Origin of the sequence: Pseudonocardia oroxyli (assembly GCF_900102195.1) — a bacterium.
GTDB lineage: Bacteria > Actinomycetota > Actinomycetes > Mycobacteriales > Pseudonocardiaceae > Pseudonocardia > Pseudonocardia oroxyli.
The window spans coordinates 193,182-212,243 of the sequence record NZ_FNBE01000011.1; the positions used below are offsets into that span (position 1 = coordinate 193,182).

The following is a 19,062-nucleotide window of genomic DNA, read 5'->3' on the forward strand; positions in this document are numbered from 1 at the left end:
CGGGGGACATCAGGCGCCCCAGCTCTGGGCGAGCAGCGCGGCCTGGACGCGGTTCTCGGCACCCAGTTTGACCAGCAGCGCGGACACGTACTTCTTCACGGTGGCCTCCGCCAGGCCGAGCTCCAGGCCGATGGCGGCGTTCGACACCCCGGCCGCGAGCAGGCGCAGCACCTGGGTCTCGCGCAGCGTCAGGTCCGCCGGGCGCGGCCGCGGGTGGGGGGTCTCGGGGACCAGCCGCGGCAACAACCGGGCGGTGATCCGCGGATCGAGCACCGCGCCCCCGGCGGCGAGGTCGAGGACGGCCCGGATCAACGCGTCCGGCTCGGCGTCCTTGAGCAGGAAGCCCTGGACGCCGATGCGCAGCGCCTCGGCCACGTAGTCGTCGAGGTCGAAGGTGGTCAGCACCGCGGCCGGGACCGCGTCGGGACGCGCGCAGAGCACCGCGAGGGCCTCCAGCCCGCTCATGCCGGGCATCTGGACGTCCGCCAGCACGACGTCCGGCCGGTGCGCCTCGACCGCGGCGATCAGGCCGTGCCCCTCGGCCGCCTCCCCCACGACCGCGACGGTGCCGCGGGCCTCCAACACGGTCCGCAGGCCCATCCGGAGCAGCGCCTCGTCGTCCGCGAGGACGACGCGCACCGGTTCGGACATGGGGGGAGGATACTCAGCGGCGCTTCCCGCCCCGCTCGCGCTTCTCCCGGACCCGCACCGACAGCCGGATCGGGGAGCCCTCGAAGCCGAACTCCTCGCGGAGGCGCCGCTCCAGGAACCGGCGGTAGCCCGCCTCCAGGAACCCGCTCGTGAACAGCACGAACGTCGGCGGGCGGGTGGCGGCCTGGGTGGCGAAGAGGACCTTCGGCTGCTTGCCGCCGCGCACGGGCGGCGGGGTGGCGGCGATGACGTCCGACAGCCAGCTGTTCAGCCTGCCCGTCGGGATCCGGGTGTCCCAGGACGACAGCGCCGTGCGCATGGCCGGGGCGATCTTCGCGGTGGCCCGCCCGGTCAGCGCGGAGATGTTGATCCGCTCGGCCCAGCGCACCCGCCCGAGGTCGCGCTCCAGCTCGCGCTTCATCGCGAGCCTGCGCTCCTCGTCGACGAGGTCCCACTTGTTGAACACGATCACGAGCGCGCGCCCGGCCTCCTCGACCATCGTCAGCACCCGCTGGTCCTGCTCGGAGATCGGCTCGCTCGCGTCGAGCAGGACGAGCGCGACCTCGGAGGCCTCGATCGCCGCCTGGGTGCGCAGCGAGGCGTAGTACTCCATGCCCGACGCCGTCTTGACCCGCTTGCGCAGGCCCGCCGTGTCGACGAAGCGGAAGATCTCGCCGTCGAGCTCCACCAGGGAGTCGACGGGGTCCACCGTCGTGCCGGCGACGTCGTGCACCACGGAGCGGACCTCGCCGGAGACGCGGTTGAGCAGCGAGGACTTGCCGACGTTCGGGCGCCCGACCAGGGCGACCCGGCGCGGCCCGCCCCGGGTGGCCTCGAACGTCTCGCGCGGGGTCTCGGGCAGCGCGTCGAGGATCGCGTCGAGCAGGTCGCCGGAGCCGCGGCCGTGCAGGCCGGAGACGGGGTAGGGCTCGCCGAGCCCGAGGCCCCAGAGCGCGGCGGTCTCGGCGACCATGCGCTCGTCGTCCACCTTGGTGGCGGCGACGAGGACGGGCCGGTCGGAGCGGCGCAGCACGTCCGCCGCGGCCTGCTCGACCTCGGTGGCCCCGACGCGGGAGTCGACCACGAGCAGGATCGCGTCCGCGGTGCGCATGGCCAGCTCGGCCTGCGCGGCGACCGCCTTCTGCAGGCCCGACGCGTCCGGTTCCCAGCCGCCGGTGTCCATCACGGTGAAGCGGCGGCCGTTCCACAGGGCGTCGTAGGAGACGCGGTCCCGGGTCACCCCGGGGACGTCCTGCACGACCGCCTCGCGGCGCCCGAGGAAGCGGTTGACCAGCGTGGACTTGCCCACGTTGGGTCGCCCGACCACGGCCAGCACCGGGACCGGGCCCTGCCCGTCGCCCTGCCCACCCACCCCGTCCGGGTCGGCGAACTCGTCGCCCACGAACTCGTCGGGGTCCAGACCCAGGTCGGCCATGGCGGCCCGGTCGGTCCCACTGATCTCACTCACGTCCTGCTCCGTACGTCATCGAGTTCTCGGACCAGCGCGGCGAGTGCGCCACGCACGGTCTCGGTGGCCGCCGCCAGCTCGGCGCGGCCCTTCCCGGTGGGGGCCGGCAACGGCTCGCCCACCAGCACGTCGACTCGCGGCCGCCAGCGGTGCCCGTCGCCCCGGCGGGTCCCGCGGATGACCACCGGCAGGATCCGCGCCCCGGTCGCGCGGGCCAGCCACGCCGCCCCCTGCTGGGCGGCCGCGACGTCCCCGCTGCCACGGGTGCCCTCGGGGAACACCCCGACGAGGCCGCCGCCCCGCAGCACCTCGCGGGCCGCGGTGAGCGGCGCCCGGTCCGCGGACCCGCGCCGCACCGGGATCTGCCCGATCCGGCGCAGCCCGACCCCGAGGACGCCGGTGAACATCTCCTGCTTCACCCAGAACACCGCACGGCGCCCGAGTAGTCCGAACAGCAGCGGACCGTCGACCATCGCGCTGTGGTTGGCGACCAGCACCAGCGGCCCGTCCGCCGGGATCCGGTCGCGGCCGTGCACCCGGACCCGGTAGCCCGGCACGAACAGCCACGTCCCGACCCAGCGGGCCAGGTCGTGCAGCCGGGGGTCCGCACCGGCGGGGAGATCGGCGGCCGCCGGTGCCTCCAGAAGGGTCATGAGACCAGGCCACGCTCCTCGACCAGCGCCAGCAGCGCCGTGTGCACCTGCTCCACGGACAGCTCGTCGGTGTCCAGGACGAGCGCGTCCGGCGCGGCGTGCAGCGGGGAGGTCTTGCGGGTGGAGTCCAGCCGGTCGCGGCGCTGGACGTCCGCGAGGGTGGCGGCGGCGTCCGCGGTGCGGCCCGCCCGCAGGTCCTGCCGGTTGCGGCGCGCGGCCCGCACCTCCTCCGACGCGGTCAGGTAGATCTTGAGCCCGGCGTCCGGCGCGACGACCGAGCCGATGTCCCGCCCCTCGACCACGATGCCGCTCGCCGCGGCGATGGAGGCCTGCTGGCGCGCGACCAGGGCGGCACGCACCTCGGGCACGGCGGAGACGGCCGAGACGGCCTTCGTGACGGCCTCGCCCCGGATCTCGGCCTCGACGTCCTCCCCCTCGAGGAGGATCCGCGGGGCGGCCGGGTCGGTGACCGACTCGATCCCGGCGGACAGCGCCACCTTCGTGATCTCCTCGGCGGGGCTCTCGGCGGTCAGCCCCGCGCGCAGACACGCCAGCGTGACGGCGCGGTACATCGCCCCGGTGTCGAGGTAGTCGGCCTGCAGCTCGCGGGCCAGCCGGCGCGAGACGGTGGACTTGCCGGTACCGGAGGGCCCGTCCATCGCGACGACCCCGTGCAGCACCATGGACACCTCTCACGCCGGCGGTTGGAAGGACGAGCCCCGCACACCCCGCGCGAGCCCCGGTCATTGTGCCAGCCGCGCCTGCGGCACTCGTGAGTGGTAAGTGGTGCCAGAGCACCACTCACCACGCACGGGCGGCGGAGCCGCTAGCTCGGGAGGTCGCGGCGCAGGGCGGCCGCGCCGCGGAGGTAGACGTGGCGCAGGTCGGCCCTGGCCAGGTCGGTCTCCACGTGCGCCATCAGGCGCAGCACGCGCGGCATGGCCTCGGGCACCGCGATCTCCACCGCGCACATCAGCGGGACGTCGGTCAGGCCGAGGAGGCGGGCGGCGTAGGCCGGGAACTCGGCCGTCAGGTCCGGCGTGGCCGTGAACAGGATCGAGATGATGTCGTCGCTGGTCAGGTCGTTGCGCTTGAGGACGGCGGTGACCAGCTCGGCGGAGCCCTCCAGGATCTCGTCCCGGGAGTCCCCCTCGATCTGGATCGCGCCGCGGATCGCCCGGACGGCCACTACATCCCCACCGCCTTGTACAGCGCGCCGACCTCGCTCTGGGTCAGCGGGCGCAGCTTGCCGGGGCGCTGGTCGCCGAGCCGGACGTCCCCGATCGCCGTGCGCACCAGCCGCTCGACGGGATAGCCGACCTCGTCGAGCAGCCTGCGCACGACGTGCTTGCGGCCCTCGTGGATCTTCAGCTCGACGACCGAGCGGCCCGGCATGGAGTCGATCAGCTTGAAGGAGTGCACCGCGACCGGCCCGTCCTCCAGCTCGACGCCCTCGCGCAGCCGCCGCCCGGCGTCCCGGCTGACCTGCCCCTGCACCTCCGCCACGTAGGTCTTCTCCACCTCGAACGAGGGGTGCATGAGCCGGTGGCCCAGCTCCCCGTCGTTGGTCAGCAGGAGCAGCCCCTCGGTGTCCTGGTCCAGCCTGCCGACGTGGAAGAGCCTGCCCGCCTTGTTCAGCAGCTCGGTGCGGTGCAGGATCAGGTCCCCGACGCAGACCCGGCCCTGGTCGTCGGACATCGTGGACAGCATGCCGACGGGCTTGTTCAGCGCCAGGTAGACCTGGTCCTCGGTGAGCTGGATGCGCGAGCCGTCCACGTGCACCACGGCGCTGTCCGGGTCGATGCGCCGCCCCATCTCGCGGACGATCTCACCGTCCACCGAGACCCGGCCCGCGGCGATCAGCTCCTCGGCGGCGCGGCGCGAGGCCACCCCCGCCTGTGCGAGCACCTTCTGCAGCCGCACACCCTGGGGTGCGGAGTCAACCATCGTGTCGTTCCCTCGTGAAGCTCTGGTGACGAGCCCGTCAGAGCTCGTCGATCGTCTCGATGTCCGGCAACAGCGGAGCCAGCGGGGGCAGGTCCTCCAGCGAGGACAGCCCCAGCCGCTCCAGGAAGAGCTCGGTGGTGCGGAACAGCGTGCCCTGGGTGGGCCCGTCCACACCGGCCTCCTCCACCAGACCGCGTGTGAGCAGCGTACGCAGGACGCCGTCGCAGTTCACACCCCGTACCGCCGCCACCCGCGCCCGGGTGACGGGCTGCCGGTACGCGACGACCGCGAGGGTCTCCAGGGCGGCCCGGGTCAGCTTGGCGCGCTGCCCGTCCAGCAGGAAGCGCTCGACGTAGGGGGCGTAGAGGTCGCGGGTGTAGAACCGCCAGCCCTCCCCCACCCGGCGCAGGTCGATCCCGCGGCCCTGTTCGCGGTAGGACTCGGCGAGGTGGCGCAGGGCCCGCTCCACCCGGGCGACCGGCTGGTCCAGCGCCGTGGCGAGCGACGCCTCGTCCGTCGGCGAGTCCACGACCAGCAACAACGCCTCGAGGGCCGCGGTCAGCTCGTCGTCGCGGTGCAGGGTGGGCAGGCCCGGCTCCTCGACCGTGGACGGCTCCGCGAACGCCGCCTCCAGCACGTCGAGATCCGGCGGCTCAGGCTCGGACGAGGTCATCAGGGTTCCAGCGTACGGTCAGCGTGCCGAAGGCCTCGGGCTGCTCCACGTCGATGGCCTTCTCGCGGAAGAGCTCCAGCACCGCCATGAACCGGGCGACGATCTCGATGGTCTCCGTGCAGTCGTCCGTCAGCATCGCGAACGTGGCCTCGCCCAGCTCGGCCAGGCGCTCGCGGAGGATGTCCATGTGGGCCGGCACCGAGACGTCGTGCTGGTGGACGTGGTCCAGCCCGACGACCGGCGGCGGCTTGGGCCGGAACACCCCGGCGGCGAGCTCGGCGAACGCCGCGGCGTCCATGCCCAGCAGCACCTCGGGGAGCAGCCCCTCGAACCGCGGCTCCAGGGCGACCGAGCGGGGGAACCGGCGCAGCGCCGTCTTCTCCAGCTCGGCGAACAGGCTCGCGACCTGCTTGTACGCCTTGTACTGGAGCAGCCGGGCGAAGAGCAGGTCCCGGGCCTCGAGCAGGGCGAGGTCCTCCTCGTCTTCGACCTCGGCGTTCGGCAGCAGCCGGGCGGCCTTGAGGTCGAGCAGGGTCGCCGCGACGACGAGGAACTCGGTGGTCTCGTCCAGGTCCATCGCGTCGCCCATCGCGGTGAGGTGGGCGATGAAGTCGTCCGTGACCTTGTGCAGGGCCATCTCGGTGACGTCGAGTTGGTGCTTGCCGATGAGCTGCAGCAGCAGGTCGAACGGCCCCTCGAAGTTCTGGAGCCGGACGGTGAACCGCGGGCGCTCTTCCGGGGCGACGGTCAACGCGCGATGACCTCACGCGCGAGCATCCGGTACGCCGCCGCGCCCGACGAGTTGGGCGCCCAGGTGGTGATCGGCTCCCCGGCCACCGTGGTCTCCGGGAAGCGGATGGTCCGGTTGATCACGGCGTCGAACACCAGGTCGCCGAAGGCCTCGACCACGCGCTGGTGCACCTCGCGGGTGTGCACGGTGCGCGAGTCGAACATCGTGGCGAGGACGCCGATGAGCTCCAGGTCCGGGTTGAGCCGGTCCTTCACCTTGTCGATGGTGTCCATCAGCAGGGCCACGCCGCGCAGCGAGAAGAACTCGCACGCCAGCGGGATCAGCACGTGGTCCGCGCAGGCCAGGGCGTTGATCGTGAGCAGGCCGAGCGACGGCTGGCAGTCGATCAGCACGACGTCGTAGTTGCCGAGGACGCGCTTGAGCGCCCGGCCGAGCGCCTGCTCGCGGCCGACCTCGGTGACGAGCTGGACCTCCGCCGCGGACAGGTCGATGTTGCTGGGCAGCAGGTCCATGCCGGGCACGGACGTCTCGAGGATGACGTCCTCCGCCTCGACCCCGCGCTCCATCAGCAGGTTGTAGATCGTGGCGTCGAGCTGGTGCGGCTGGACCCCCAGCCCCACCGACAGCGCCCCCTGCGGGTCGAAGTCGACGAGCAGCACCCGGCGCCCGTACTCGGCCAGCGCCGCGCCCAGGTTGATGGTCGAGGTGGTCTTGCCGACCCCGCCCTTCTGGTTCGCGACGGCGATCACCCGGGCCGGGCCGTGCTCGGTCAGCGGGGCGGGTTCGGGGGCGCCCGCCCGGTGCCGGGCGGCGGCGGGAGCGGGATCCTCGACGGTCGGGTCGTAGTCAGGCCCCGCGGGGGATGTGTCCATGCGGCTCCTCTGATGTCCCTACCTGCGCCGCAGACTAGGAAACCCACCTACCGGGGGCAACGCGCCACGCCAGGGCGCCTCGAACTTCCGGTCGAAACCTACCGGGTAGTTTCTCCCCGGAACGCGCGGGGAGGGGACGATCATGGCGGTTCCGGGGTTGGCGATGCCGTGGCGGCGGCGGATGAACGGGCGGGACCCGGAGGAGGAGGGGCGCGCCTCGACCCCGCTCGAGCTGCTGTTCGACCTGTGTTTCGTGGTCGCGATCGCACAGGCCGCGGCCCAGCTCGCGCACGGGATCGAGGAGAACCACGCCGTCGCGGCGACCGGCGGGTTCGTGATGGTGTTCTTCGCCATCTGGTGGGCCTGGATGAACTTCACCTGGTTCGCCTCGTCCTACGACACCGACGACGTCCCGTACCGGCTGCTCACCCTGCTGCAGATGGCGGGCGTGCTGATCCTGGCGGCGGGCGTCCCGGCGGCGCTGAACGACTACGACTTCGCCATGGTGACCGTCGGCTACGCGGTCATGCGCATCCCGATGGTGCTGCAGTGGCTGCGCGCCGCCCGCGAACACCCCGAGGGCCGCCGGACCGCCCAGCGGTACGCGCTCGGGATCGCCGTCGTGCAGGTGCTGTGGCTGCTGCGGCTCCTGCTGCCGCACCCGTTCGACTACATCGGCTTCGTGGTGCTGGCGGTGGCCGAGGTCGCGGTGCCGCCGTGGGCCGAGCGCACCCGCCCCACCTCCTTCCACCCCGAGCACATCGCCGAGCGCTACGGGCTGTTCACGATCATCGTGCTCGGCGAGGTCATCCTCGCGGCGACCGTCGCGTTCCAGGGCTCGCAGGCCTCGGGTCTGACGCCGGACCTGGTGCTGGTCGCCGTGGGTGCGCTGCTGTTGATGTTCGGGATCTGGTGGATCTACTTCCTCGGGGGCGACGAGCACGGGTTCCGCTCCCTGCGCACCGCCCTGACCTGGGGATACGGCCACTTCCTCGTGTTCGCGGCGGTGGCGGCGCTCGGCGCGGGCCTGGAGACGGCGGTGCAGCTCGCCGAGCACGAGGCGCACGTGGCACCGGTCATCGCCGGGTTCGCCGTGGCGGTCCCGGTGGCGCTCTACCTGCTCGTGATCATGGTGCTGCGCGGGCTCGTCTGGCCGTCGGGGACGCTCACCCCGCTGCTCGTCACGCTGGCGGCGGTCCTGATCCTGGCCTGCGCCTTCCTGGCCCCCGTGGCGGGGATCGGGGTGTCCGTGCTGGCCATGGGGATCGTGCTGGCCGCGGCGCTGGCCTGGTTCCTGCGGCTGCGCCACGCGTGACCGCCGACGTCCGCCCTCCCGCGGAAGCGGTGTCGACTCGGCTCCGCGCGGGCCGGGTCGACGGCGAGCTGGTGGACCTGACCGTCGAGGGCGGCGTGCTGACCGAGGTCCGCCCGCACTCCCCCGGCCCCGGGGTCGATCTGCAGGGCCGGGTCGTCGTGCCGGGGCTGTGGGACAGCCACGTCCACTTCGACCAGTGGGCACTGTCCCGGCGGCGGCTGGACCTGTCCGGGGCGGGCTCGGCGGCGCAGGCGGCCGCACTGGTCGAGGCGCGCCTGCGCAGCGACCCGCCCGCGGACGGGATGCTGGTCGGCGCCGGGTTCCGGGACGCGTTGTGGCCGGACCTCCCGCGGGCGGACCTGCTGCCGCCCGCCCCGCGCATCGTGCTGGTGAGCGCGGACCTGCACTGCTGCTGGGTGAACGCCGCCGCGGCCGCGCACTACGGCGTGCCCCCGGGCGTCGTGCGCGAGCAGGACTGGATCCCGATCATGGAGGACGTCCGGCTGGCGGGAGACGTCGACCGCGCCGCGGACGAGGCCGCGCGGGCCGCCGCCGCCCGCGGCGTGGTGGGGGTCGTGGACTTCGAGGCCCCCTTCCCGCTCGACGCGTGGGCCTCCCGGATCGCCGCGGGCACCCGCTCCCTGCGGGTCGTGTCGTCGGTGTGGCCGCCCGCGCTGGACCTCGCGCTGGAGCGGGGACTGCGCACCGGCGCCGCGGTGCCGGGCACGGACGGGCTGCTCACCATGGGGCCGCTGAAGATCGTGACGGACGGGTCGCTGAACACCCGGACCGCCTTCTGCGTCGACCCGTACCCGGGGCTGGAGGGCACGCCGCACCCGTGCGGGATGGTCCTGGTGCCGCGGTCGGAGCTGGAGCCGCTGCTGCGCCGCGCCGCCGCGGGCGGGCTGGACGTGGCGGTCCACGCGATCGGGGACGCCGCGAACGCCTTCGTGCTCGACGCGTTCGCCGCGACCGGCGCCCGCGGCCGGGTCGAGCACGCGCAGCTGCTGCAGGACACCGACGTGCCGCGGTTCGCCGCGCTGGGGATCACCGCGTCGGTGCAGCCCGAGCACGCCGTGGACGACCGGGACGTCGCGGACCACTACTGGGCGGACCGCACGCGGCGGGCCTTCGTGTTCCGGTCGCTGCTCGCCGCGGGGGCCACCCTGGCCCTGGGCTCGGACGCCCCGGTCGCGCCGCTGGACCCGTGGGTGGCGATCGCCGCCGCCGTGCACCGCAGCGGGGACGCGCGCGAGCCGTGGCACCCCGAACAGCACCTGACGCTCGCCGAGGCGCTCGCCGCGTCATACGGGCCGGACGGCCCCCTGCGCGCGGGCCGCGTCGCCGACCTCGCGGTCCTGGACGCCGATCCCGCGCGGTGCACCCCCGCCCAGCTCCGCGCGCTGCCGGTCGCCGCCACGATGCTCGCCGGCCGCTGGACCCACACCACCCTGTGAGTGGCGATGGTCGCCATGGCGACCATCGCCACTCACAGGTGCGCTATCCGCGGGCGCGTGGGTGGCTCGTGGCGTACACCTCGCGCAGCGCGTCGACCGTCACGTGGGTGTAGATCTGCGTGGTGGTGACCGACGCGTGGCCCAGCAGCTCCTGGACCACGCGGACGTCCGCGCCGCCCGCGAGCAGGTGGGTGGCGAAGCAGTGCCGCAGGGTGTGCGGCGAGATCGCGGTGGGGTCCAGCCCGGCGGCGTCCGCGGCGCCGCGCAGGGTGTGCCAGGCGGACTGCCGCGACAGCCGGGCACCCCGGGCGTTGAGCAGCAACGCCGCCGTGCCCGTCCCCTTGGCCGCGAACGCGGGCCGGGCCCGGACCAGGTAGGCGTCGACCGCCGCGAGCGCGGGCCTGCCCACGGGCACGATCCGCTGCTTGCCGCCCTTGCCGCGGACCAGCACCGTGCGGTCGCCGGGGTCGAGGTCGTCGAGGTCGATCCCGACGGCCTCGGAGATCCGGGCGCCCGTCGAGTAGAGGATCTCCAGCAGGGCGCGGTCGCGCAGCGCGGCGGGCCCGTCCCCCACGCACCCCGCCAACAGCTGCTCCACCTGGTCGACGGTCAGCGTGTGCGGCAGCCTGCCGGGCTGCGCCGGGGGTGTCACGGCCTTGGCCACGTCCACGGGCACCACACCCTCGCGGGCGGCGAACCGGTGCAGTCCGCGCACCGCGGCCAGGGCGCGGGCCGCCGAGGAGGCGGCCAGCGGGGTCGGGCCGCTGCGCAGGGCCGCGACGAACCCGCCGACGTCCGTCTCCCGGACGGCGGCGAGGTCGTCGAGGCCCCGGTCGTGCAGGTAGGCCACGTACCGGTCCAGGTCGTTCGTGTACGCGCGCAGCGTGTTCGCCGAGCTCCCGCGCTCGACGGCGAGGTGCGCGAGGAAGGCCTCGACCGTGCGTTCAGGCAACGTGCGGGATGACCTCGCGCTCGAACAGCTCGATCGAGGAGCGGTCGTAGGCGGCGTCGGGGAAGTAGAAGATGCCGTAGGTCATCCCCCGCGCCTGCATGCCGCGCAGGTTCTCCACGATCTGCTCCGGCGTACCCACGCCCGGCAGGCCGCGGTAGGCCCCGAGCGAGGCCTCCGCCCGCTCGTCGCCGACGTGCGGCCGCAGCCGGTCGACGGCCTCCTGCAGCTTCGCCTCGACGCCCGCCTCGGTCTCGGCGATCGCCACGTTGTAGTTCGCCGACCGCACGATGGCGGCGAAGTCCGTGCCGACGGTCTCGCAGTGCCTGGCGAGCAGCTCCGACTTGTGCGTGAAGCCCTCGGGCGAGCCGTCGAAGTTGGTGAAGTCCGCGTACTTCGCCGCGATCTTCAGCGTGACCTTCTCCCCGCCGCCCGCGATCCACATCGGGATGCCGCCCGGCTGCAGCGGCCGCGGCTCGCAGAGGGCCTGGTCGACCTGGTAGTGCTTGCCCTCGAACGTCGCCGTGCCGTGCTCCCACGCCTGCCGGAAGATCTGGACGCCCTCGTCGAGCAGGCCGAGCCGGTCACCCGGGGACGGGAAGCCGTAGCCGTAGGCCCGCCACTCGTTCTCGTACCAGCCCGCGCCGATACCCATCTCGACCCGCCCGCCGGAGATGACGTCGATGGTGGCCGCGACCTTCGCCAGGTACATCGGGTTGCGGTAGGCCATGCAGGTACACATCTGGCCGAGCCGGACCCGGTCGGTCGCGGCGGCGAACGCGGCCATCAGCGACCAGGCCTCGTGCACGGCCTCGTGGGTGGGCTTGGGCACCGGGTGGAAGTGGTCGTAGACCCAGATCGACTCCCAGGGGCCCGCGTCGGCGTGCCGGGCCAGCCCCTTCATCACCCCCCAGTGCTCGGCGGGGTCGATGCCGATGAGATCGTGCCGCCAGCCCTGTGGGACGAAGAGACCGAAGCGCATGACCGGACTCTAGGCCGTGCGGTTCGGTACCGTCGGGAGGGTGACGCAGCCCGAAGCCGCACCCGAGCCGGAACCCGCCGCGTCGCCCGCGCGACCGGCGCTGCGCATCGGCAACGCCGAGCGCGAGGAGGCGGCGAACGCCCTCGCCGAACACTTCTCGCACGGCAGGCTCGACGGGGACGAGTACGCCGACCGGGTCGGCGCCGTCTGGAACGGCAAGACCACGACCGATATCGCGGTGGTGTTCGAGGACCTGCCGGACCCGCGGCCCGCGGTGTTGCGGCCGTCTCCCCCGGCCCGGCCCCCGGACCTCGCCTACAGCCCACCCGCCGGGCTGCCCGCGGCGTTCGGGGGCGGCCCGACGTACGGCGCCCCCGGTCTCCCCCGCCCGACGGCCCACCTCGCGTGGCAGGACGCCCCGTTCGGCCGGGAGCCCGGCACGGGGCTGCCGTACTCGGACAAGTCCAAGGTCACCGCCGGGATCCTGCAGCTGTTCCTCGGCGCCGTCGGCGCGGGCCGGTTCTACACCGGCCACACCGAGATCGCGATCGCGCAGCTCATCGTCACGATCGTGACGTTCGGGCTGGGCGCGGTGTGGGGGGTCGCGGACGGCATCGTCCTGCTGGCGGGCCGCAACACCGACCCGGACGGCAGGCCGCTGCGCCCCTGAGGCCCGTGCGTGGCAAGTGGTGCCAGAGCACCACTCACAACGCACGACCGCAGGAGGGCGGACGGGTTCAGCCGTGGCGGCGCCGGTACTCCGCGGCCGCCCCGGGGTGCAGCGCCACGGGTCCGGTCTGGATCAATGACTGGGCGTCGAGGAACTGGCTGCCGACCGCCTGGGCGGGGACCAGCGCGGACGGGTCGTCCAGCAGCAGGTCCACCATGTCGGCGGCGACGCGATCGGCCACGTCCCGCCGGGCGAGCAGCAGGTTCGCGACACCGACGGTCGTCATCGCGGGATTCGCCCCGTACACCCCGGCGGGCACCGTGACGGACTCGTAGACGCTGCCGAACCGCTGTCGCAGGGCGTCCACCTCGCCGCCGAGGTCGAGCAGCCGGATCGGGGTGGCGGGGTCGGCGAACGCGGGGGTGGGCAGACCGCCCGCCCACATCGCCGCGTCGACCTCGCCCGTGGCGAGCGCCGCAGCGGCCCCGTGCATCGTCCGCTCGACCCGGCGCACGGCCGTGGGGGCGCCGAGCCCCACGACGTCGAGCACCCGGGCGGAGAGGGTGCTCGCGCCGGATCCCGGCGCGCCGACGCTCACCGTCCGGCCCGCGAGCCGGGCCGGCGCGGTGATCGGGGAGTCGGCACGCACGGCGACCTGGAAGTAGTTCTCGTACACGCGGCCGACCGCCGCGAACCCGTCGGTGGCGACGCGGTCCTGGGCGATGTCGCCGAGGGTCATGGCGAGGGCGGCCGATCCCGCCCCCAGCAGCTGCAGGTTCTCCGCGGAACCGCCGGTCGGCAGCGGCTCCAGCCGGGCGGTGCCCGCCCGGCGCGCCGCCGCGGCGAGCAGGCCCGAGAAGTCCCAGAAGAACCCGCCGGGCTCCCCCGCGGCCAGCCGCACCGTGGGCGTGTCGTCGGTCCCGCACGCCGCCGTGCCCAACGCGACCGTGCCCAGCGCGGCCGCCCCGAGCGCGAGGCCCCGCAGCACCGACCGGCGGTCCGGCTGCGGGGCGAGCGACGTCATGGACGCGAAGCCTAGGGGGTGTCTGATGGATCTCCGCCGAGTCCGCGGGGTTCCAGGTGGATGGCCCGCAAGGCCGAGGAGGGGCCGATCCCGGGGTTGGATCGGCCCCGACGAGAACGCCGCGGGGCGCCGCCTGGGGCCCCGCGGGCCGGCTGGAGATCCATCAGACACCCCCTAGGTGCCCTCAGACGAAGGCGCGGCCCTGTTCGCGGTCCAGCGCGGTCTCCGTCTTGTTCTTGAGCACGAACACGTAGACCAGCAGGGAGGCCGCGACGACGGCCGTCACGTACACGATGAACGCCGTGACGTACCCGCCGTCCTTCGCCGCCTGGTAGATCAGCGGGGCGGTGCCGCCGAAGGCGGAGTTGGCCAGCGCGTATCCCAGCCCGACGCCGAGGGCGCGGATGTGCGACGGGAACAGCTCGGCCTTCACGATGGCGTTGATCGAGGTGTAGCCGGTGAGGATGACGTAGCCGACGCAGACGAGGGTGAGCGAGGCCGCCACCGAGGTGGTCTGCGGCAGGAAGGTGAGCAGCACGTAGGTGTAGATCACCGCGCCGACGCCGAAGAAGACCAGCAGCGGCTTGCGGCCGACCCGGTCGCTGACGAGCCCGCCGATCGGCTGGATGACCATCAGGAAGGTCAGGCTGACGAGGTTGATCCACGTCGCGGTCATGCCCTCGTCGGCGTAGGTCGACTTGACGATGGCGGGCGCGTTGACGCTGTAGGTGTAGAAGGCGATCGTGCCGCCGATGGTGACGAGGAAGCACGTGAGCAGGGGCCGCCAGTACCGGGTGAGCAGCTCGCGCAGCGACCCCGATCCCGTGTCCTCGCCGCGCCGGACCGCGGCGAGCTGCTCGGCGGAGAGGGACTCGTCCATGCTGCGCCGCAGCCAGAACACGACGATCGCGGCGACGCCGCCGATGAGGAACGCGATGCGCCAGCCGAACTCGGCGATCTGCTCGCGGTCGAGGAACAGCTGCATGACCAGCAGCGTCAGCTGCGCGAGCACGTGGCCGCCGACGAGGGTGACGTACTGGAACGAGGAGAAGAACCCGCGCCGCTCGCGCGTGGCGGCCTCGGACATGTAGGTGGCCGACGCGCCGTACTCACCACCGGTGGCGAAGCCCTGGACGAGGCGGCACAGCAGCAGGATGACCGCGGCCCACACGCCGATGCTCTCGCGCCCCGGGGTCAGCGCGATGAGCAGCGAGCAGGCGGCCATGAGGGAGACGCTGAACGTCAGCGCAGCCCGCCTGCCCCGCCGGTCGGCGAAGCGGCCGAAGAACCACGAGCCGACGGGGCGCATCAGGAACGTCACCGCGAAGATGCCGTAGACGTACAGGGTGGAGTTCTTGTCCGCGGAGTCGAAGAACTGGTTCTCGAAGTACGACACGAACACCGTGTAGACGTAGACGTCGTACCACTCGACGAGGTTTCCGGACGAGCCGCGCAACGTGTTCAGGATCGCGCGCCTATTCGCCGCCCGCGGCGACGCCGGGGCGGGCGCCGGCTGGGTGGTCGGGTCGCTCATGACAGCCTCCTGTTCCTGCGGACGCGGGCCGGAACGGAAGGAGGCCGACCCCGTCGTCGTGAGACCACGGTGCGGGCCGGCGGGCGGCGGCGGAAGGCGGGGCGGCGAACCCTAACGCTCCCTTAGGACGGTCCCTCCGGCCGGGCGCGCGGCACCCGCAGCGTCACGCGCAGGCCACCGGCGGGACCCGTCCCGACCTCGAACCGCCCGCCCGCGCGTTCGGTGAGCGCGCGGGCGATCGACATCCCCAGGCCGGTCCCCTGCCCGACCGTGTTGGTCGCGCGGTGGAACCGGGTGGTGACCAGCGGCAGGTCCGGCTCGGGCACCCCGCGCCCGTCGTCCTCGACCGTGAGCAGGACGTGGGCCGCCTCGCCGCGGCCCGTGACCTCGACCCGGGTGCCGGGGCCTGCGTGCTGCACGACGTTGCCGAGCAGCACGTCCAGCACCTGGGTGAGGTCGCCCGCGGCCAGGTCGGCCCGCAGGCCGGGGCGGACGTCGACGGTGGCGGACACCTCCGCCGCGCTCAGGGCCGCCGCCCAGAACTCGTGGCGTTCGGTGACCACCGCGCCGACGTCCGCGGCGGCGACCGCGTCGGGCCTGCGGGTCTCGGCGGTCGCCAGGGCGAGCAGGTCGACGACGATCCCCTCCAGTCGGTCGACCTCCAGCGTCGTCCGGTGGTGCACCGCGGCCGAGTCCTCCGGCACGACCATGCCGAGGGTGTCGAGGCGGATGCGCAGCGCGGCGAGCGGGTTGCGCAGGGCGTGGGCGGAGTCGGCGACGAACCGGCGCTGCGCCGCCGCGGCGGCCTCGACCTCGCGGGCCATGCCGTCGAAGGCGGCCGCGAGCGTGCGCACCTCGCGCGGCCCGGCGTGGCGCTCGACGGTCGGTGGTCCGCCCTCGACCGGGGCGGGCGCGGTGGGGCGGTCCACCACGCGGTCCTGGAGCGCCGCGACCCGGGCGGACAGCCCGCTCAGGGGGCGGGCGGTCCAGCGCGACAGGGCCACGGCGATGAGCGACGCGACCCCCAGCAGCGCGGCCGCGCCCCCGCCGATGATCCACCAGGCCCGGCCGACGTCGGCCGCGGCGGCGGTGGTCGACGCCACCAGCACGACCGCGCCGTCGACCTGCGTGCCGGTGCCGACCGGCACGGCCACCAGCACCTCGGCGGGCGACCACGGGGTCACCGACTCCGGCACGCGGCTGCGCTGGTTGCGCAGGGCCTCCGAGACGGCGGCTCCGACGTCGGGCGGCACCCCGGCCAGGCCCGCCGACGCGCGCGGCGTGCCGTCGCGGTCGACCACGAGCACCGGCTCGCGGTACAGCGCGTGGTACCGGTCGACCGCCTGCGCCAGGTCGACGGCGACCGCCGGGTCCCGGCGCGCAGCGAGGTCGGCGAAGTACGCGGCGGCGGACGAACGGCTCTCGCTCAGCCGCTGCGCCCGCTCGCGGCCCAACGCCAGCGCCAGCGGCACCGCCAGCGCGACGACCGCGATCGTCGAGTAGACGACCAGGACGAGCAGGACCCGCCGCCACACGTCAGCGGCCCCACCGGTAGCCGTAGCCGCGGATGGTCGTGAGCGCGTCCGGTCGGCCGAGCTTCGCCCGCAGCGAGGTCATGTGCACGTCCAGGCTGCGCGAGACCGCGACGTAGGCGTCACCCCAGACCGCGTCCATCAGCTCCTGCCTGCTCACCGCCTCGCCGCGGCGGGCGACGAGGTGGGCGAGGACCTCGAACTCCTTCGGAGCGAGCGTGACCTCCGCCCCCGCCACCTCGACGCGGCGGGCGGCGAGATCGACCACGACGTCCCCCGCCTCCACCACCTCGGGGGTGTCCTGCTCGGCGGGCCTGCGGCGGCGGACCGCCACCTCGAGGCGCGCCCGCAGCTCGCCGAGGCGCGCGGGCTTGACGACGTAGTCGTCCGCGCCGGTCCGCAGGGCGCGGACCACGGAGCGTTCGTCGTCGCGGGCGGTGAGCACCACGACCGGCACGTCGCTGACCGCCCGCAGCCGCCGCAGGACGGTGAGGCCGTCGGCGTCCGGCAGGCCGAGGTCGAGCAGGACCGCCTCGACGTCCCGGTGGCCGAGCAGCACGTCCGACCCGCGGCGCATCCGCACGGGGCTGTGCCCGACGGCACCGAGCGCGTCGACGAGCGCGTCACCGACGCCGTCGTCGTCCTCGACCACCGCGATGCGCATGCGACACGGTACGACAGCGCGTCGCGGGCCGACGCCACCCGGTCAGGATCTGCGGAAGTCCGTCGGGGTGCGGCCGTGGCGGCGGCGGAAGGCCTTCTCGAACGCGTCGATGGAGCGGAAGCCCGACGCCCGGGCGATCTCGGTGATCGTGCCGGCGCCGCCGAGGAGGTGGCGGGCCCGCTCGAGGCGGGCCTCCCGGACGAGGTCCGACGGCGTGGTCCCCTCCCGCTGCAACACCGCCTGGACCTGGCGCAACGACCAGCCGACCAGCCGGGCGACCTCCGTGCCCGTCGGGTCCGGGTCGTGGGCGTGGCGGCGCACGACGAGCCGGACCTCGTCGGCGAGATCGGACTCGGGGACGGCCGCGCGGTCCTCGGCCGCCAGGCAGGCGAACTCGGCGGCGTGCCCGCAGACCGTGTCGAAGCTGCGGAGGTCCAGCTCCGCGCGGTCGGCGACCCGCGGGCCTTCGACCGCCCCGACACGTTCGACCCGACGCGCAGCCCCAACCGGCACCTGACGTTCCTGCCCGGCCACCATCACTGCATCGGGGCACCGCTGGCCCGGCTCGAGGGCCAGATCATCTTCGCCCGGCTGCTGGAGCGGTTCCCCGACATCGCCCCCGCCGGACCCGCGGTGCGGCGGGTCGCCAACAAGGTCGCCCGCGGGTGGGAGGAGATCCCGGTGGTGTTCGCATGAGGTGGGTGACCTACGACGGCGGGGACGGGGCGCGGCGGGACCCGGCGGAGGTCCGCGCGCCCGCGGCTGCGATCTCGTGCCCGGGGACGTCATCTGCTCCGGCACCGTGCCGCGGGGGTGTCTGCTCGAACACGTCGACACCCCGGACGTGGCGAAGGCGCGCTGGCTGGAGCCCGGCGACGTGGTGTCCTTGCGCGGCTTCGGCGGCGAGACCCGGCAGACGGTCGTCCCCGGCGCCCCGCTCGTCCCCCTCCGCTCCGGATTCTGAAGGAGAGCCCGTGTACGACAAGGGACTGCACGACCTCGGCCACGGCTGCCACGCCTGGCTGCAACCCGACGGCGGCTGGGGCCTGAGCAACTCCGGCCTGGTCACCGGCGGCGGGGTGAGCCTGCTGGTCGACACGCTGTTCGACCTCGCGCTGACCCGCGAGATGCTGGCGGGCATCCGCCCGCTCACGGCCGCGAACCCGCTCGAGACGCTGGTCAACACCCACTCCGACGGCGACCACGTGTTCGGCAACGAGCTGGTCGGCGACATCGAGATCGTCGCGTCCGAGGCGGCGGCCGCGCTGATGGGCCAGGAGGAGGTCGAGGCGCTCGCGGCGCTCAAGCGGTTGCCCGGGCCGCGCGGGGACTTCGTGCGGAAGGTGTTCGGGCCCTTCGAGTTCGAGGGGATCACGGCCACCCCGCCGACCCGGACGTTCCGCGGGGAGACCAGCCTCGACGTGGGCGGGCGGGAGGTCCGGTTGATCCAGGTCGGGCCCGCGCACACCCCCGGCGACACGCTCGTCCAGGTCCCGGACGCCCGGCTGCTCTACGCGGGGGACGTCCTGTTCATCGGCGGCACCCCGATCGTCTGGGCCGGGCCGGTGGAGCGCTGGATCGCGGCCTGCGACCTCATGCTCGACCTGCCCGTCGACACCATCGTGCCCGGCCACGGCCCGATCGGCGCGAAGCCGGACGTCTCGCGGATGCGCGAGTACCTGCTGTTCGTGCAGCGGGAGGCGGGTGCGCGCTTCGAGGACGGGCTGGACGTGGACGCCGCCATCGCGTCGATCGACCTCGGCGAGTGGGGCGGGCTCGGGGAGAGCAGCCGGATCGCGCAGAACGTCGCGAACGTCTACGACCACCGCGACCCGACCCGCGAACCCGCGAACCGGCTCGACGTCCTCGGCAAGATCGCCGCACTGGAGGGCTTCGGCGACCTGTGAGCGGCGATGGTCG

At 74.0% G+C, this 19,062-nt stretch carries 22 protein-coding genes; 6 read left to right on the forward strand and 16 right to left on the reverse strand.

The features are described from left to right. Window positions 1–9: 9 nt before the first annotated feature. The 9 genes from BLS43_RS17905 to BLS43_RS17945 all read right to left on the reverse strand — a co-directional run bounded on the left by BLS43_RS17905 (window position 10) and on the right by BLS43_RS17945 (window position 7,015). Window positions 10–651, reverse strand: a complete 642-nt coding sequence (locus BLS43_RS17905) for a response regulator (RefSeq protein ID WP_093086193.1) — start codon at window positions 649–651, stop codon at window positions 10–12. A gap of 13 nt (window positions 652–664) precedes the next feature. After that, window positions 665–2,119, reverse strand: coding sequence for a ribosome biogenesis GTPase Der (gene der, locus BLS43_RS17910; protein ID WP_245707554.1), 1,455 nt, complete (start codon window positions 2,117–2,119; stop codon window positions 665–667). Further along, window positions 2,116–2,772 (reverse strand): lysophospholipid acyltransferase family protein, encoded by a 657-nt coding sequence (locus tag BLS43_RS17915; RefSeq protein WP_093086196.1) that lies wholly within the window; start codon window positions 2,770–2,772, stop codon window positions 2,116–2,118. The genes der and BLS43_RS17915 overlap by 4 nt, the downstream gene beginning before the upstream one ends. Continuing rightward, window positions 2,769–3,455 carry a (d)CMP kinase gene (gene cmk / locus BLS43_RS17920; RefSeq protein WP_093086199.1) on the reverse strand — a complete coding sequence of 229 codons (687 nt, stop codon included), beginning with the start codon at window positions 3,453–3,455 and terminating at the stop codon, window positions 2,769–2,771. Before cmk ends, BLS43_RS17915 begins: the two co-directional genes overlap by 4 nt. A 143-nt stretch (window positions 3,456–3,598) precedes the next feature. After that, the gene (aroH, locus tag BLS43_RS17925) at window positions 3,599–3,961 is read right to left on the reverse strand and encodes a chorismate mutase (RefSeq protein WP_093086202.1); all 363 of its coding nucleotides are present in this window, start codon (window positions 3,959–3,961) and stop codon (window positions 3,599–3,601) included. Further along, complete coding sequence (locus BLS43_RS17930; protein WP_093086205.1) at window positions 3,961–4,719, reverse strand: pseudouridine synthase; 759 nt, start codon at window positions 4,717–4,719, stop codon at window positions 3,961–3,963. Before BLS43_RS17930 ends, aroH begins: the two co-directional genes overlap by 1 nt. Before the next feature lie 37 nt (window positions 4,720–4,756). Continuing rightward, window positions 4,757–5,392, reverse strand: a complete 636-nt coding sequence (gene scpB, locus BLS43_RS17935; RefSeq protein WP_093086208.1) for an SMC-Scp complex subunit ScpB — start codon at window positions 5,390–5,392, stop codon at window positions 4,757–4,759. Continuing rightward, window positions 5,373–6,143, reverse strand: a complete 771-nt coding sequence (locus BLS43_RS17940) for a segregation and condensation protein A (RefSeq protein ID WP_093086211.1) — start codon at window positions 6,141–6,143, stop codon at window positions 5,373–5,375. Before BLS43_RS17940 ends, scpB begins: the two co-directional genes overlap by 20 nt. Next, a complete protein-coding gene (locus BLS43_RS17945) occupies window positions 6,140–7,015 on the reverse strand; it encodes a ParA family protein (protein ID WP_093086214.1) in 876 nt (291 codons plus the stop codon). The genes BLS43_RS17940 and BLS43_RS17945 overlap by 4 nt, the downstream gene beginning before the upstream one ends. 142 nt (window positions 7,016–7,157) lie before the next feature. Between BLS43_RS17945 and BLS43_RS17950 the strand changes: the two genes are divergently transcribed. Together BLS43_RS17950 and BLS43_RS17955 are read left to right on the forward strand one after the other, a co-directional pair. Further along, window positions 7,158–8,330, forward strand: coding sequence for a low temperature requirement protein A (locus BLS43_RS17950; RefSeq protein WP_245707555.1), 1,173 nt, complete (start codon window positions 7,158–7,160; stop codon window positions 8,328–8,330). Between the two features lie 29 nt (window positions 8,331–8,359). Continuing rightward, the gene (locus BLS43_RS17955) at window positions 8,360–9,787 is read left to right on the forward strand and encodes an amidohydrolase (protein ID WP_218129885.1); all 1,428 of its coding nucleotides are present in this window, start codon (window positions 8,360–8,362) and stop codon (window positions 9,785–9,787) included. A 43-nt stretch (window positions 9,788–9,830) separates the two neighbouring features. Here BLS43_RS17955 and xerD read toward each other — a convergent pair whose 3' ends face one another. Both xerD and BLS43_RS17965 read right to left on the reverse strand, forming a co-directional pair. Further along, a complete protein-coding gene (gene xerD, locus BLS43_RS17960; protein ID WP_093086220.1) occupies window positions 9,831–10,739 on the reverse strand; it encodes a site-specific tyrosine recombinase XerD in 909 nt (302 codons plus the stop codon). Next, window positions 10,732–11,718 (reverse strand): LLM class F420-dependent oxidoreductase, encoded by a 987-nt coding sequence (locus BLS43_RS17965; protein WP_093086223.1) that lies wholly within the window; start codon window positions 11,716–11,718, stop codon window positions 10,732–10,734. Before BLS43_RS17965 ends, xerD begins: the two co-directional genes overlap by 8 nt. 40 nt (window positions 11,719–11,758) lie before the next feature. On the opposite strand from BLS43_RS17965, the gene BLS43_RS17970 reads away from it, so the two are divergent. Continuing rightward, entirely contained in the window at window positions 11,759–12,388 is a 630-nt protein-coding gene (locus tag BLS43_RS17970; protein ID WP_245707556.1) for a DUF1707 domain-containing protein, read from the forward strand. Between the two features lie 67 nt (window positions 12,389–12,455). On the opposite strand, the gene BLS43_RS17975 is transcribed toward BLS43_RS17970, so the two are convergent. From BLS43_RS17975 to BLS43_RS30080, 5 genes are all read right to left on the reverse strand, one after another. Next, on the reverse strand, window positions 12,456–13,412 hold the full coding sequence (locus tag BLS43_RS17975) for a TAXI family TRAP transporter solute-binding subunit (RefSeq protein ID WP_093086226.1): 957 nt from the start codon (window positions 13,410–13,412) through the stop codon (window positions 12,456–12,458). A 184-nt stretch (window positions 13,413–13,596) separates the two neighbouring features. Beyond that, window positions 13,597–14,946 carry an MFS transporter gene (locus BLS43_RS17980; RefSeq protein ID WP_093086229.1) on the reverse strand — a complete coding sequence of 450 codons (1,350 nt, stop codon included), beginning with the start codon at window positions 14,944–14,946 and terminating at the stop codon, window positions 13,597–13,599. 122 nt (window positions 14,947–15,068) lie between these two features. Beyond that, entirely contained in the window at window positions 15,069–16,481 is a 1,413-nt protein-coding gene (locus tag BLS43_RS17985; protein ID WP_093086232.1) for a sensor histidine kinase, read from the reverse strand. Between the two features lies 1 nt (window position 16,482). Further along, complete coding sequence (locus tag BLS43_RS17990; protein ID WP_093086235.1) at window positions 16,483–17,142, reverse strand: response regulator transcription factor; 660 nt, start codon at window positions 17,140–17,142, stop codon at window positions 16,483–16,485. Between the two features lie 42 nt (window positions 17,143–17,184). Beyond that, window positions 17,185–17,463 (reverse strand): helix-turn-helix transcriptional regulator, encoded by a 279-nt coding sequence (locus BLS43_RS30080; RefSeq protein WP_245707557.1) that lies wholly within the window; start codon window positions 17,461–17,463, stop codon window positions 17,185–17,187. On the opposite strand from BLS43_RS30080, the gene BLS43_RS31700 reads away from it, so the two are divergent. The 3 genes from BLS43_RS31700 to BLS43_RS18005 all read left to right on the forward strand — a co-directional run bounded on the left by BLS43_RS31700 (window position 17,452) and on the right by BLS43_RS18005 (window position 19,049). Then, window positions 17,452–17,838, forward strand: coding sequence for a cytochrome P450 (locus tag BLS43_RS31700; RefSeq protein WP_281245845.1), 387 nt, complete (start codon window positions 17,452–17,454; stop codon window positions 17,836–17,838). The genes BLS43_RS30080 and BLS43_RS31700 overlap by 12 nt on opposite strands. A gap of 76 nt (window positions 17,839–17,914) precedes the next feature. Further along, window positions 17,915–18,106, forward strand: coding sequence for a hypothetical protein (locus tag BLS43_RS30085; RefSeq protein WP_176921398.1), 192 nt, complete (start codon window positions 17,915–17,917; stop codon window positions 18,104–18,106). Window positions 18,107–18,116: 10 nt separating this feature from the next. Then, entirely contained in the window at window positions 18,117–19,049 is a 933-nt protein-coding gene (locus BLS43_RS18005) for an MBL fold metallo-hydrolase (RefSeq protein ID WP_093086241.1), read from the forward strand. The last annotated feature ends 13 nt before the right edge of the window (window positions 19,050–19,062 follow it).